This is a genomic window from Cellulomonas sp. P22, assembly GCF_044392165.1.
Genome location: NZ_JBISBW010000002.1, coordinates 412,191 through 426,367 on the forward strand (window position 1 = coordinate 412,191; position 14,177 = coordinate 426,367).

Consider the following 14,177-nt stretch of genomic DNA (forward strand, 5'->3'; position numbering starts at 1 on the left):
CTTCCCACGCACGCCTGCGACACGGCGGACGGGTCCGCCGCGCGGACGCGCCGCAGCACGCCCGGGCGGCGGTCAGCGCGTCTGCGCCATCCAGCTCGCGTGCATGCCCGCGTACGTCCCGCCCTGCCCGACCAGCTCGTGGTGCGTGCCGACCTCGACCACGCGGCCGGCGTCCACCACGACGACGAGGTCGGAGGCCTCCGCGGTCGAGAGCCGGTGTGCGATCGTCAGGGTGCTCCGGCCCCGGGTCAGCGAACCGAGCGCGCGCGCGATCCGCACCTCCGTGGCCGGGTCGACCGCGGAGGTCGCCTCGTCGAGCACGAGCAGGTCAGCCTCCGCGAGGTAGGCGCGGGCGAGCGCGACGAGCTGGCGTTCGCCGGCCGAGAGCGACTCGCCGCGCTGCCCCACCGGCGTCTGCAGGCCACGGGGCATCTCCGCCAGCCAGTCGCCCAGGCCGAGCTCGGCGAGCGCTGTGCGCACCTCGGGCTCCCACGAGGCCGGGTCGGCCGGGTCGGCGTCGCGCAGCCCGTAGGCGATGTTCTCCCCGAGCGTCGCGTCGAACAGGAACCCCTCCTGCGGCACCATCACGACCCGCCGCCGCAGCGACGCGACGGTGATGTCGCGCACGTCGACGCCGTCGAGCAGCACCTCGCCCGAGGTGGGGTCCATGAGCCGGCCCACGAGCTTGGCGATGGTGGTCTTCCCCGACCCCGTGGCCCCCACCACGGCGACCGAGGTGCGCGCCGGGATCTCGAGGTCGATGTCGTGCAGCACGGGCGGCCCGTCCGGGTAGGCGAACCCGACCCCCCGCAGCGTGACGGCCGCCGGACCGCGGGCCGTCGCCCGGCCCGCCGCACCGGGGTCCGCGACCTGCACGGGCGTGTCGACGACCGCGAGCACGCGCCGCCACCCCGCCACGGCGTTCTGCAGCTCGTTGAGCACCTCGGTGGCCATCTGCACCGGCCCCGTGAACAGCTGCACGAGGAACAGGAAGGCGAGCAGCCGCCCGACGCTGAGCTCGCCCGCGACCCCCAGGAACGTGCCCCCGACCACCACGGCCGCGAGCACGAAGTTGGCGACGAAGACACCGCTCGAGAACACGACCGAGACGATGTTCTGCGCGCGCACCATCGCGTGGCGGGTCGCGAGGATCGCGTGGTCGATCTTGCGCTGGGTGCGCGCCTGGACCCCGTAGGCACGGATCGTCTCGGCGCCCACCACGGCCTCGGACACCGCGCCGAGCATGGCCCCGACCCGCTCGCGCACCGCCGTGTACGCCGCGTTGACCCGCGACTGCAACGGGCGCAGCACGATCGCGAGCGGCACGAAGCACAGCCACACCAGGATCGTCAGCTGCCACGAATAGGCCGCCATGAGCGCGGTGGCCACGCCGAGCTGGAGCACCGAGACGAGCAGCATGATGCCGCCCCACTGCACGAACATCGAGATGGTGTCGACGTCGGACGTCACGCGCGAGACGAGCGACCCGCGCCGCTCGGTGTTCTGGGTCAGCACCGACAGGTCGTGGACGTGCCGGAAGGCCCGCACCCGCAACGAGTACAGCCCGCGCTCGCTCGCGCGGAACAGGCGCACGTTGACCAGCGCCGAGCACACCCCGCCGAGCACCAGCCCGACGGCCGCGAGGAGCACGAGGGTCACGACCCGCTGCACGTCGGGACCGCCCGCGGCGAGGATGCCGGTGTCGATGGTCTGCTGCACAGTGACCGGCACCACGACGTGGCCCACCGCGGCGAGCACAGCGAGCACCACCGTGACCCCGATGCCCTCGACGAGCTCGGGCGAGACCTGGATGCCGCGACGGAGGGTCGCGAGCACCCCGGGCGTGCCCGTCGAGCCGATGCGGTGGTCAGAGCCGGGTGCCTGGGCGGCGGCCGGGGGGCGGCGCGCTTGCCTGCGGGTCCGTGCGGCGTTCATGACCGGTCTCCTTCCGAGGCCGGGCGTCCCGCGGCGTCGTCCTGCGCGGCGGCCCGTCGGGCCGACTCCTGCTCGTAGGCGGTCGCGAGCTCCCGGTAGCCGGGGTCGCGCGCGAGCAGCTCGGCGTGCGTGCCGCGGTCCACGACCCGCCCGCCGTCGAGGTGCACCACCTCGTCGGCCAGGGCCACCGAGGACATGCGGTAGGCGACCATGAGGACGGTCGGGCGCCGCGTCGTCACGGCACCACCCGGCGTGGGGACGCCCGAGCGCAGCCCGGCGAGGATGTCCTGCTCGACGCGCGGGTCGACCGCCGAGGTCGCGTCGTCGAGCACGAGCAGCCGCGGCCCACGGACCAGGGCGCGCGCGAGCGCGAGGCGCTGGCGCTGGCCGCCCGACAGGTTGGAGCCCCGCTCGCCGAGCGGGGCGTCGAGGCCGCCGGGCAGCGCACTCACGACGTCGTCGACGCGGGCCAGGCGCAACGCGGCCCACACGTCCTCGTCGCTCGGCGCGCCCTCCTCACCGACGTCGCACAGCGTGACGTTGCCGCGCACCGTGTCCTCGAACACGAACGTCGACTGGGCCACGAGCGCGACGTGCGCTGTCAGGTCCTCGGGGACCAGCTCGCGGACGTCGTGGCCGTCGACCTCGACGGTGCCGCTCGTCGGGTCCGAGAGCCGGCTGAGCAGCGACACCAGGGTCGTCTTGCCCGCACCCGTCGGGCCCACGAGGGCGACGGTGCGGCCGGGCGCGAGGTCGAGGTCGACGTCAGCGAGCAGGTCGGCCGTGCCGCTGCCCACCGGCACCCGCACGCCCACCCCGCGCATCCGCACGTGGGCGCCGTCGGACGACGCCGGCAGCGTCCCGGTGCCCGCCGGCAGGGTGCTGCGGGCGTCGAGCACGCGCGCGACCCGGTCGTGCCCGACGAGCGCGCGCGGCAGGTCGCCCAGCACCCACCCGAAGGCCCGCACCGGGACCGCCATGAGCGTCAGGAGGTAGGCCGCAGCGACGATGTCTCCCGTGCCGACGGCCCCGTCGCGGGCGCGCACCGTGCCGACCACGAGCACGACCAGCGTGCCGAGGCTCGGCAGCATGTCGATGGTCGGGTCGAAGAACGCACGGATCATCCCGACCCGGACGTTCGCGTCGCGCAGCCGGCCCGACGTCGCGGCGAAGCGCTGCTCCTCGCGGTCCTCGGTGCCGAGCGACTTCACCAGCAGCGCGGCCTCGAAGCTCTCGTGCGCGCGGTCGGAGACGTCGGCCCGCAGCTGCTGCGCGTGCGTGATCGCGGGCGACATGCGCCGCTCGAACACCACGTTGGCGACCATCATGAGGGGCAGCACGACGAAGGCCGCGAGCGCGAGCCACACGTCGGTGCGCAGCAGCGCGACCGCCGCCACCCCGATCATCACGACGACGCCGAGCGCGAACGGCAGCGGGTTGAACACGTTGGTCGCGGCCTCGACGTCGGCGTTCGCGTTCGAGAGCAGCTGGCCGGTGGGGTGGCGCCGGTGCCACGACATCGGCAGGTGCAGGTACTGCCGCGTGACACGGGTGCGGAACCCCACCTGCTGGTCCACGACGCCGATGCCCGCGAAGATCCGTCGGCCCGCGACGCTCACCGCGAGCGTCACGGCGACCGCGACGAGCGCGAGGCCTGCGAGCCAGATGTCCGCACGGGCCTCGGCCGAGCCGGCGAGGGCCGGGACCACGACGTCGTCGGTCACCGCGCCCAGCACCCGGCTCACCGCGACCGTCGACGCGCCGAACACCGCCGACGTGCCGATGGCCAGGGCGTACGTGCGCGGCTGGGACGCGATGCCTCGCCAGAGCAGGGCCGCCGAGCGCCGAGGAAGGGATCCGGACAGCGCCACCTGCGTCGGTGGTTCGGGGCGCGCGGGCACAGCGGTCCTCTCACAAGGTTCAGGGATCTGAGGATCTTCTCATGTGGCACCCGCACCCCCCCTGCGGGCGTCCAGCGCCGTGCGACGATGCGGTCATGACGTCATGGCACGCGCTCGAACGCGCCGAGCTGGTCCAGGTCCTGACCGAGGCGGGCCCCGACGCCCCCACGCTGTGCAGCGGGTGGCGCAGCCGTCACCTGGCAGCGCACGTGGTGCTGCGCGAGCGCTCGCTCGTCGTCCCCGTCGGGCTGGGTCTGCCCCCGCTCGCCGACCGGGCCGAGCACGCGATCGACGACCTGGCCGAGGCCGCCTCGACGCCCGAGGGCTACAGCGCGCTCCTCGCCCGGGTCGCCGAGGGGCCCGCGGGCTGGCACCCGCTCGCGTGGGCCGGCGAGCTCACCAACGTGCTCGAGTTCTTCGTGCACGCCGAGGACGTCCGGCGCGGCGACGGCGACGGCGAGCCGCGCGCACTGGACGCAGCGCGCACCGACATGCTGTGGCGCCAGCTGGTGCGGATGGCTCCGCTGCCCTACCGCGGCCCCGGCACGGGCGTGGTGCTGGTGCGTCCCGACGGGGTGCGCCGCGCGGTCCGTCGCCCGTCGGCGGGCCGTGGCACCGTCGTGGTCCGCGGCGACGTCGGCGAGCTCGTGCTGCACGCCTTCGGGCGCGGCGAGGCCGCCCACGTCACGCTCGAGGGCGCCCCGGACGACGTGCGCGCGCTGCAGGACATGCTGCCCGGCGGCTGAGGACACGCGTCCAGCGTCAGCGGACCGTGATGCCCGCTGCCCGCAGGTGGTCCTTGACCTGGCCCACCGTGAGCGCGCCGAAGTGGAAGACGCTCGCGGCGAGCACGGCGTCGGCGCCGGCCCGGGCCGCCTCCGCGAAGTGCTCGGGGGCCCCGGCGCCGCCGCTCGCGATGAGCGGGACCCGGACCTCGCGGCGCACGGCGCGCAGCATCTCCAGGTCGAAGCCCGCCGTCGTGCCGTCGGCGTCCATCGAGTTGAGCAGGATCTCCCCCGCCCCGAGCTCCGCGGCGCGCACCGCCCAGCCCACCGCGTCGATGCCGGTGCCCTGGCGGCCCCCGTGCGTGGTGACCTCGTAGCCCGAGTCGGTGCGGGTCTCGCCCGTGACACGGCGCGCGTCGACCGACAGCACCAGCACCTGGCTGCCGAACCGCTGCGCGATCTCCGCGATGAGCTCGGGGCGGGCGATCGCCGCCGTGTTGATCCCCACCTTGTCGGCGCCGGCCCGCAGCAGCCGGTCCACGTCCTCGGGCGAGCGCACACCACCACCGACCGTGAGGGGGACGAAGACCTCCTCGGCCGTGCGGCGCACCACGTCGTACGTGGTCTCGCGGTTGCCCGACGACGCCGAGACGTCGAGGAACGTCAGCTCGTCGGCCCCTTCGGCGTCGTAGCGGTGCGCCAGCTCGACGGGGTCGCCCGCGTCGCGCAGGTTCTCGAAGTTGACGCCCTTGACGACGCGGCCCGCGTCGACGTCCAGGCACGGGATGACCCGCAGCGCGAGCGACATGCTCAGTCCTCCGTACCGGTCAGGTCGCTGTCGGCGGATGCGCTCGTGGGGCCCGTCGCGAGGATGTCGATGACGAACACGATGGTCTGCCCGGCCAGCTCCTCGCTGTCGGTCGCCCCCAACGAGTACGACGGCGGCACCACGAGCATGACCTGGCTGCCCACGGGCTGCTCGACGAGCGCCGACCAGGCCGGTACCCGGTCGAGCGGGAAGAACACGGGCATGCCGCCGCTGACCCAGGTCGAGTCGAACGACTCCCCCGTGCTCCACGAGAACCCGGAGTACTGCACCGTGACCGTGTCGCCCTCCGCGACCTGCTGGCCCGTGCCGCGCAGCAGCGGCTGCGTGACGAGCTCGCTCGGCGGTGCGTCGGCCGATGCCGTGATCGAGGGGGCGCCGTTCTCGTCGAGCGTGACGACCGGCAGGCCCTCGCGCGGTGGGAGGGGCTCGCCGTCCGCGCGGGTGTTCAGCACGTCGATCACCGTGACCGTCGGGTAGTTCGCCGCCCCGCTGCCGGGCGCCGGGCTGATCTGCAGGAGCCGCGCACCGACGTGCTGACCGAGCAGCAGGTCGTACAGGTCCTTGCCGAGCGCCTCGGCCGTCAGCAGCCGGGGCGTGGGGCTCGACGTGTAGCTCTCCTTGACGAGGGTCGCGTCGGTCGCGTCCTCGAGCCAGAAGTCGATGAGCACGGGCTGCCCCTCGACCAGCTCGTCGCCGGTGCCCGGCCAGATCTCCTCGTCGACGGTCTCGCTGACCGACAACGGGGTCCGGTAGGTGACGGTGGGCGCCTGGCCCGTGTCCCCCGAGACGACCACGTCGGGCGGGTCGGGCTGGGTCGACACACAGCCCGTGAGCAGGAGCATCGTGGCCGCGAGGCACGCGACAACCACACGTCGCACAGCGTTCCTTCCGTCGGGGGTCCGCCCACACTCTACGGCGCGTGCCGACGGCGACCCCCCGGCGGTCTCCCGTCACATGGACTCGATGAGCCTCTCCACCCGCTCGTCGACGTTGCGGAAGGGGTCCTTGCACAGCACGGTGCGCTGCGCCTGGTCGTTGAGCTTGAGGTGCACCCAGTCGACCGTGTAGTCGCGTCGGGCCTCCTGCGCCTTGCGCACGAAGTCGCCGCGCAGCTTGGCCCGGGTGGTCTGCGGCGGCACCGCGGTGGCCTCGAAGACCTCGAGGTCGGTCGTGACCCGTTCGACCAGCCCGCGGGCCGCGAGCAGGTTGTACAGCCCCTCGGTGCGGGAGATGTCGTGGTAGGCCAGGTCGAGCCGGGCCACGCGCGGGTCCGACAGGTCCAGGCCGTGCTTCGCGCGGTAACGCTCGATGAGCCGGTACTTGATGACCCAGTCGAGCTCGCGCTCGACGAGCGCCAGGTCACCGGTGCGCAGCGCACGCAGCCCGCGCTCCCACAGGTCGATGACCTGCTTGACCACGGGAGTCGGGCCGACCTCGCGGTCCACGAACTCCTTGACCCGCCCGAGGTACTCCTCCTGGAGCTCGACGGCGGTCGTGGTGCGCCCGCTCGCGAGCGTGACCGGGTGCATGCCCGTCATGTCGTGGCTGATGTCCCGGATCGCGCGGATCGGGTTCTCGAGGGCCAGGTCGCGCATCGGCAGGCCCGCCTCGATCATCCGCAGGATGAGGTCCGTCGAGCCGACCTTGAGCATGGTGGTCGTCTCCGACATCGAGGAGTCGCCCACGATCACGTGCAGCCGCCGGTAGTGCTCGGCGTCCGCGTGCGGCTCGTCCCGGGTGTTGATGATGGGCCGCGAGCGGGTCGTCGCGCTCGACACGGCCTCCCAGATGTGGTCGGCCCGCTGCGACAGGCAGTACACGGCGCCGCGCGGCGTCGCGAGGACCTTGCCCGCGCCCGTGAGCACCTGCCGGGTGATGAGGAACGGCACGAGCACGTCCGACAGCCGCGCGAAGTCGCCCTGCCGGCGGACGAGGTAGTTCTCGTGGCAGCCGTAGGAGTTGCCGGCCGAGTCGGTGTTGTTCTTGAACAGGTGGATGCGGCCCGTGAGCCCCTCGTGCTCGAGCCGCTGCTGGGCGTCCTGGACCAGACCCTCGAGGATGCGCTCGCCACCCCGGTCGTGGGTGACCAGCTGGCGCACGTCGTCGCACTCGGCGGTCGCGTACTCGGGGTGCGAGCCCACGTCCAGGTACAGGCGCGAACCGTTGCGCAGGAAGACGTTCGACGACCGGCCCCACGAGACCACCTTGCGGAACAGGTAGCGGGCGACCTCGTCGGCGGACAGCCCGCGGCCGTCGTCGGCAGCGCACGTGACGCCGTACTCGGTCTCGAGCCCGAAGATCCGACGGTCCATCCTTCGCCCCCCTCTGGTCAGACTTCCCCGCGTGCGAGCCGACGGCTCACTCCTGCGGTGGCGCGATCGCGAGCAGGTCCTCGAGCAGCGGGCCCGTGAGCCGTCGGAACGCGCGCCGCGGTCGGGTGCGGTCGAGGACCGCCACCTCGAGCTGGCTCGCGGGGATGGGGTGCGGCTCGCCGTCCTCGGTGGACCCGAGCACCCGCACCGCGACCGAGAGCACCTCCGGCAGGCTCAGTCCCGCGCGCCACTCCTCCGAGAGCACCCCGCCGAGGCGCTCGGCCTGACCGCCCATGACCACGTACCCGTGCTCGTCCGCGACCGACCCGTCGTACGACAGGCGGTAGATCTGGTCCTCGGCGGCCGACGCGCCGACCTCGGCCACCACGAGCTCGACCTCGAGCGGCTTGGACTCGGTCGTGAACACGGTGCCCAGCGTCTGCGCGTACGCGTTCGCCAGGCCCCGCGCGTTGACGTCCTTGCGGTCGTACGAGTAGCCCCGCAGGTCCGCGTACCGCACGCCCGCGACCCGCAGGTTCTCGAACTCGTTGTACTTGCCGACCGCGGCGAACGCGATGCGGTCGTAGATCTCGGAGATCTTGTGCAGCGCGCGCGAAGGGTTCTCGGTCGCGAACGCGATGCCCTCCTCGTACTGCAGCACCACGACCGACCGGCCGCGGGCGATGCCCTTGCGCGCGTAGTCGGCCCGGTCCTTCATGAGCTGCTCGGGCGAGACGTAGAACGGCATGCTCATCGGTCCGTGTCCTCCGTCTCGCGGCGGTCGCGGCGGTGCTGAGCCCGCCGCTCGTCCAGCACGTCCTCCACGATGCGCCCGAGCTCCTCGTGCGGCACCCGGACGTACCCGGTGGCCGTCACGCTCGCCACGACGGGGAAGATCCGTCGCGACTCGTCGGGCCCGCCCGTGGCGGTGTCGTCGTCGGCCGCGTCGACGAGAGCACCGACGGCGACGCGCACCGCGGACGTCGCGTCCAGACCCGGACGCCACAGCTTCTTGAGCGACCCCCGCGCGAACACCGACCCCGACCCGACGCTGTGGTGGTCGCGCTCCTCGTACCTGCCGCCGGTCACGTCGTACGAGAAGATCCGCCCGAGGCCGCGGTCGAGGTCGTAGCCGCCGAACAGCGGGACGACCGCGAGCCCCTGCATCGCCAGGCCCAGGTTGCCCCGGATCATCGTCGAGAGGCGGTTCGCCTTGCCGTCGAGCGAGAGCAGCGTGCCCTCGATCTTCTCGTAGTGCTCGAGCTCGAGCTGGAACAGCCGCACGAGCTCGATCGCGAGACCCGCCGTGCCGGCGATGCCCACCGCCGAGAACTCGTCCGCGGGGAACACCTTCTCGATCTCGCGGTGCGCGATCGTCGTGCCCATGGTGGCCCGGCGGTCACCCGCGAGGATCACGCCACGCTCGAACGTCAGCGCGACGATCGTGGTGCCGTGCGGGGTGGCCGGCACGTCACCGCCCGGCAGCTCGCGGCGCCCGGGCAGCAGGGTGGGGGCCTGCGCCTGCAGGAACTCGAGGAACGACGACGACCCGGGCGTCGTGAACGCGCCCGGCAACCGCCCCGGGGAGGCCGACTGGTCCGGTCCCATCGGCGGTCACTGACCGCCCTTCTGCACGAACCCGCGCACGAACTGCTCCGCGTTGGACTCCAGGACCTCGTCGATCTCCTCGAGCAGCGCGTCCACCTCGGCGTCGCGGGACTGCGCGGCGGGGGTGGCGGGCGTCGGGGTGTCCGGTCCGTCGACCGGCTCGTCCTCCTCGCGGCGGACCCGTCCGTGTTCCTGACCAGCCATCGTGACCTCCCGGTGCGCTCAACGAGACGTGCAGCTCCCACCCTAGGCCCTGGCCCGCGACGGGTCCGACCTGAACGGTCCACCCTGCGGACATCGGTCCGTCCGGAGGAACCTGGGGAGAACGCCGACGGGCACGGCGGGCATGCGCCAGCATGTGCCCCATGTCTGCTCCCCGGATGCCTGACCAGCCCCGCGGCGCCATCGCCGCTGCCCGTCGGGCGCTCCTGGACGCTGCGTCGTGCCCCGCGTGCGAGGCCCCGCTCGCCGCGGGCTGGTGCGCCGCGTGCGGCCTCGACCTGCGCGGGCCCGCAGGGCGCGAGCTGTGGACGCTGTCGCAGGAGGCCGAGGCCGCGCTCGGTCGGCGCGTCGCTCACATCGAGCGGATGCGCGCCGGGCAGCTCCGGCCGGTGGCTGCTCCCGTAGCCCAGGCACCGGTCGCCCAGCCTCCGGTCCCCCAGCGCCCGGTCCCGGCGCATCCGACGCCTGCAGCACCGCCGACGGCCCGCCCACCGGCGGCCGTGCCGTCGCTGCTGCCGCGGTCCCTGCCCGCGTCCCCGCCGCCGTCGGCCCGACCCGCGGTCGGCGCCCGGCCGGCGTGGCGCGTGCAGACCGTGCTGCAGGTGCTGGGCGCGCTGCTCCTCGCGGCCGCCTGCATCGTGTTCCTGCTCTTCAGCTGGGGGTGGCTCGGGCTCGTGGGCCGCGCGGCGGTCATCGGGGTCGGCACCGTGGTCGTCTTCGCGGTGGCCTCCCGCCTGCGCCGCGCCGACCTGGGCTCGAGCGCCGAGGCCGTGGGCGGGATCGCGACGGTGATGCTGCTGCTCGACGCGTGGGCCGTGCGCGCGACGGGCCTCGTGGACGGGGCGAGCGACGCGCTCTACGCGGCCGTCGCGTGCCTCGTGTGCGGGGTGCTGCTCGGTGCGTGGGGCACCCGTGCACGCCTGCGGATCGGGACCGCGGCGGCCTGCGTCCTGGTCCCGCTCGCGCCGGTGCTCCTCACGCCGGTCACGGGCGCCGTCGGGCTCCCGTGGCTGCTCGCGGCCAGCCTCGCGCTCACGACGGTCCGGTTCGCCGCAACCCCGGCCCTCGGAGGCGTCGAGCGCGCGGTGCTCGGCGCGGTCGCGGGCGCCGCCGCAGGCCTCGCGGCAGGGTCGGCTCTCATGGGTCTCGCCGTGCCCGATGCCACCAGGTCGTGGTCGGCGGCGTGCGTGCTCCTCGTCCTCGCCGGGCTCACGGCCGTCGAGAGCCGGTGCGCCGGTCGCCACGCGACCGATGTCCCGGCGTCCGGCGCCGGCCGGGTGGGCGCGGTGGACCGGCAGGCTGCCGGGGCGACGACGCTCGCCCGGCCGACCGCCTGGGCCGCGGCCGCCGGGACGCTGCTCGCGCTCGGCGCAGCCGCCCTCGCGCTGGCCGCGGTGCGCACCGGTCTCCCGCCGACGACCCTCCTGGCGCTCGCTCCGCTCGGCGCGGGCGCTGCGAGCGTCGCGCTGGCATCGCTCTCGCAGCGACCCGCACCCGCACCTGCGGTGCCGGCAGGGGTGCTCGACGACCGTCGACCCGCGCCCGGGCCTGGCGCCACGCCGCCGCTGCGCGCCGCGACGCGTGGGGCGCTCGCCGTCACGCTGGGCGCGGGGCTGCCGGCCGTGGCCGTGCTGCTCCGGGTCCTCCTGGTCCAGGCGTCCGCGCTGCCGGCCGTGGTCGCTCCCCTCACGGCGGCGGCGGGCGCGGGTGGGGCGCTCGTCGTGGCGGCCACCCTGAGGCTCTGCTCCGCGCACCCTGCTGCGCGCGTCGTGGCGGCCTGGACCACGGTCGCGGCGCTGCTGAGCCTGCCCGGCACGCTCACGGCGACCTGGCCGGAGACTGGCCCCCTCGCCCGCGTCGGGATGCTCACGGGGCTCGTGGTCCTCGCCCTGCTGGCCGACCGGCGCCCGGTCCTGCTCGGCGGGCGGTCACGCACCCCCGTGCGTGCCCTCGCGGCGCTGGCGGCCCTGCTGGCTCTGGTGGGTGGACGGGACACGTTCGCGACGGGGGTCGCGCTCGTGGTGTGCGGCGGGGTCGTGCTCGTCGCCCGCAGCTGGACACCCACGGGCACGGGGGTACGCCCGCTGCTCCTCGCCGGCGCGCTCGGGCTCGGCTGGCTCGGGGTCGTGACGACCACCTCGGTCTGGTGGGACCCGGCCCAGGTCGCCCTCGCCCTCGCCGTCGTCCTCCTCGTCGCCGGTGCCGTCGTGACGCTCGCGCGGGCACCGTGGGACGGCGGCGACCGGCGAGCGGTGCTGGGCAGCGCCGCGGTCCTCGCCCTCACGGGCTGGTGGATGGGCGCCGTGCACGTCACGCCGGAGACCCCCGCTGTGCACCGGGTGGCCGTCGTGGCCGTGCCCGTGCTGGCCACGCTCGTGGGCGTGCTCGTCGCTGCGCCCGGAGGCGCCCTGCTGGGCGTCCCGACGCGGGCCGCCGGTGCCGTCGTGGCGGCATCGCTGGCACCGTCCACGGTGCTGGCGGTCGGCGTCGCGAGCGGCGGGACGGTCGCGTGGTCGGCGCTCACGGTCGCGGCCGCCGCCGTCGCAGGGGCGTGCGTGCTGCTCGCCGCCCCGGTGAGCGGCAGTCACGAGACCGTGCGTCGATCGGGCGAGGTGGCTGCCTGGTCGATGCTCACCGTCCAGCTCCTCGTCGTGCTCGGACACGTCTCCGCACCCGGTGGTCCGGAGCGCACCGCCCTCGTCGTCGCGCTCGCCGCGCTCACGGCCGGCTGCTGGTCGCTGCGTCCCGACCGTCGATGGGCGCGCTGGTGGGCCCTGGGCCTGGCCACGTGCGCGAGCTGGGTGCAGCTGCGCAGCGACGACGTCGGCACCCCCGAGGCCTACCTCGCGCCGACCGGCCTCGTGCTGGTGGTCGTCGCCCTGCGCCGGGTCGTGCGCAGCCAGGGCCACGACGTGCCGCTGCTCGCGGCCGGCCTCGGGCTCCTGACCCTGCCCACCGCGCTGCTGGGCGGCACGCTCGGGACGTCGGCCGCGCCCCGCGCCCTGCTGGCGCTCGGCGCAGCCACGGTCCTCCTGGCGCTGGGCGCCGCACAGCGTCCGGCACCCGCCCCGACCGGTGGGGTGACCCGCCGGGACGTGCTGTGCGGGATCGGGGCGCTCGGTGCACTGCTGGGTCCCGCGCTGCACGCGCTCGTCGCAGCGGCGGACGGCCACCGTGACGTGTCCGGGGTCGAGGCCTACTCGCTCCCCGCCGCGGCCCTGCTCGTCGTGGCCCGTCGGACCCTGTCGCAGGATCTGCACCCGCAGCCGGGAGACGGCGCCACGGGACGGGCCGCCCGGCAGCCCGCGGTCCTCTGGGTCGTCGCGGCGGTCGCCGTGCTGCCGACCCTCGCCGCGACCGACGCGTCGACCACCGGACTGGTCCGGTGGCTCGCCGTGCTCGCCGCCGGCGGCGCGCTGATGATGCTCGGGGCGAGGGACGTCCCGCGCGTCACGCTGCTCGCGATCGGCACGACGGCAGGTTCGCTCGCGACCGTCGTCGCGTCCGCGTCGGGGGCGGTGCGACCCTTCGAGGTCCCGGTCGTCGCGTTCGCCGCCCTCGTGATCGCGACCGCGACCGTGCTCGCCTGGCACGGCCGGCGCTCCGCGGGCTGGACCGTGGTCGGGCCGGTGCTGCTCGGGGCCGCCGTCGTCGGTCCTCCCGAACCGTGGCGGGCCCCGATGAGCCTGGGCGTCGCGGCTGCTCTGCTCGGCGTCGGCATCGTCCTGCGACGCACCGCTGCGGACAGCACCCCGCGCGCCGTCGCCGGATCCGCCGCTGCGCCCGTGCCGCTCGTCGCGGCACTCGTCGTGGCGGGCCTGGTGGCCCTCAGTCACGGCGTGCGCCCGCCCTCTGGGACCACGGCCCGGCTCCTCGACGTCGAGGTGTGGACGGTGCCGGCCACCGGTGTCGTCGCGGTGGCGCTGGTGCTGCTCGCCTCCACCTGGCCGTTCGCCGGAGTCGGGCCGCGCACGTGGGGGCTGCCGCTCGTCGTCGCCCTCGCCACGGCACCCACGCTGCTCGCGGTGGACGGCACGGGCGCCGGCTCGCTGCGCGCCGCCGTCGTGCTGGTCGGTGGTGGCGCGCTCGCCCTCGCCGCGGTGCTGCACCCCGAGCGCGTGCCGGGGCCGCGGACCGCCCTCGTGACGGGACTGGTCGCCGCCGGGGCCGCGACGCTCGCGGCGGCTGTGCACCCTCACCTCGTGCCGGCCGATGCGGTCCTCTGCGCGTACGGCGCCCTGCTCGTGGCCGTCGGGCTCGCCCGCATGGGGCGGTCGGCCGGGGTCGGCAGCTGGGACGCCCTCGGGGCAGGGCTCGTCCTCGCGCTCGTGGTGCCGCTGGGCACCGGGTGGGTCGAGCCCACCACGTGGCGGCTGCTGCTCGTCGTGACGGGTGCGCTCGGGGCCGTCGTCATGGGCGCGGCGCGCCGATGGCAGGCACCGTTCGTGCTGGGCGCCGCGACGCTGGCCACCGTGGCGCTCGTCCAGGTCACGCCCGCCGCGGTCGCCGCGGTGCGCGTGGTCGAGTGGTGGGTCGTGCTGGCGGCGGTCGGTGCCGTGCTGCTCGGCCTCGGGCTCACCTACGAGCGACGGCTCCGCGAGGCCCGCGAGGCCACCCGGTTCGTGGCGACGATGCGCTGACCCCC

Annotated in this window: 10 protein-coding genes; 2 read left to right on the forward strand and 8 right to left on the reverse strand. The window is 75.1% G+C overall.

Annotation, left to right across the window (positions count from 1 at the left end; translation table 11 throughout):
* Positions 1–72: 72 nt before the first annotated feature.
* Together ACGIF2_RS02625 and ACGIF2_RS02630 are read right to left on the reverse strand one after the other, a co-directional pair.
* Positions 73–1,935 carry an ABC transporter ATP-binding protein gene (locus ACGIF2_RS02625; protein WP_396043149.1) on the reverse strand — a complete coding sequence of 621 codons (1,863 nt, stop codon included), beginning with the start codon at positions 1,933–1,935 and terminating at the stop codon, positions 73–75.
* The gene (locus ACGIF2_RS02630; RefSeq protein ID WP_396043152.1) at positions 1,932–3,836 is read right to left on the reverse strand and encodes an ABC transporter ATP-binding protein; all 1,905 of its coding nucleotides are present in this window, start codon (positions 3,834–3,836) and stop codon (positions 1,932–1,934) included. The genes ACGIF2_RS02625 and ACGIF2_RS02630 overlap by 4 nt, the downstream gene beginning before the upstream one ends.
* Before the next feature lie 95 nt (positions 3,837–3,931).
* Here ACGIF2_RS02630 and ACGIF2_RS02635 point away from each other — a divergent pair, with 95 nt between their 5' ends.
* Positions 3,932–4,582 carry a TIGR03085 family metal-binding protein gene (locus tag ACGIF2_RS02635; protein WP_396043155.1) on the forward strand — a complete coding sequence of 217 codons (651 nt, stop codon included), beginning with the start codon at positions 3,932–3,934 and terminating at the stop codon, positions 4,580–4,582.
* A gap of 16 nt (positions 4,583–4,598) precedes the next feature.
* On the opposite strand, the gene hisF is transcribed toward ACGIF2_RS02635, so the two are convergent.
* The 6 genes from hisF to ACGIF2_RS02665 form a co-directional block, all read right to left on the reverse strand.
* A complete protein-coding gene (gene hisF, locus ACGIF2_RS02640) occupies positions 4,599–5,369 on the reverse strand; it encodes an imidazole glycerol phosphate synthase subunit HisF (RefSeq protein ID WP_396043158.1) in 771 nt (256 codons plus the stop codon).
* Between the two features lie 2 nt (positions 5,370–5,371).
* Positions 5,372–6,268, reverse strand: coding sequence for an FKBP-type peptidyl-prolyl cis-trans isomerase (locus ACGIF2_RS02645; protein ID WP_396043160.1), 897 nt, complete (start codon positions 6,266–6,268; stop codon positions 5,372–5,374).
* A gap of 72 nt (positions 6,269–6,340) precedes the next feature.
* The gene (pafA, locus tag ACGIF2_RS02650) at positions 6,341–7,702 is read right to left on the reverse strand and encodes a Pup--protein ligase (protein WP_396043162.1); all 1,362 of its coding nucleotides are present in this window, start codon (positions 7,700–7,702) and stop codon (positions 6,341–6,343) included.
* A gap of 46 nt (positions 7,703–7,748) precedes the next feature.
* Complete coding sequence (gene prcA / locus ACGIF2_RS02655; RefSeq protein ID WP_396043164.1) at positions 7,749–8,456, reverse strand: proteasome subunit alpha; 708 nt, start codon at positions 8,454–8,456, stop codon at positions 7,749–7,751.
* Positions 8,453–9,310 (reverse strand): proteasome subunit beta, encoded by an 858-nt coding sequence (gene prcB / locus ACGIF2_RS02660; RefSeq protein ID WP_396043167.1) that lies wholly within the window; start codon positions 9,308–9,310, stop codon positions 8,453–8,455. The genes prcA and prcB overlap by 4 nt, the downstream gene beginning before the upstream one ends.
* A gap of 6 nt (positions 9,311–9,316) precedes the next feature.
* The gene (locus tag ACGIF2_RS02665; RefSeq protein ID WP_396043169.1) at positions 9,317–9,514 is read right to left on the reverse strand and encodes a ubiquitin-like protein Pup; all 198 of its coding nucleotides are present in this window, start codon (positions 9,512–9,514) and stop codon (positions 9,317–9,319) included.
* Positions 9,515–9,690: 176 nt separating this feature from the next.
* On the opposite strand from ACGIF2_RS02665, the gene ACGIF2_RS02670 reads away from it, so the two are divergent.
* A complete protein-coding gene (locus tag ACGIF2_RS02670) occupies positions 9,691–14,172 on the forward strand; it encodes an SCO7613 C-terminal domain-containing membrane protein (RefSeq protein WP_396043171.1) in 4,482 nt (1,493 codons plus the stop codon).
* The last annotated feature ends 5 nt before the right edge of the window (positions 14,173–14,177 follow it).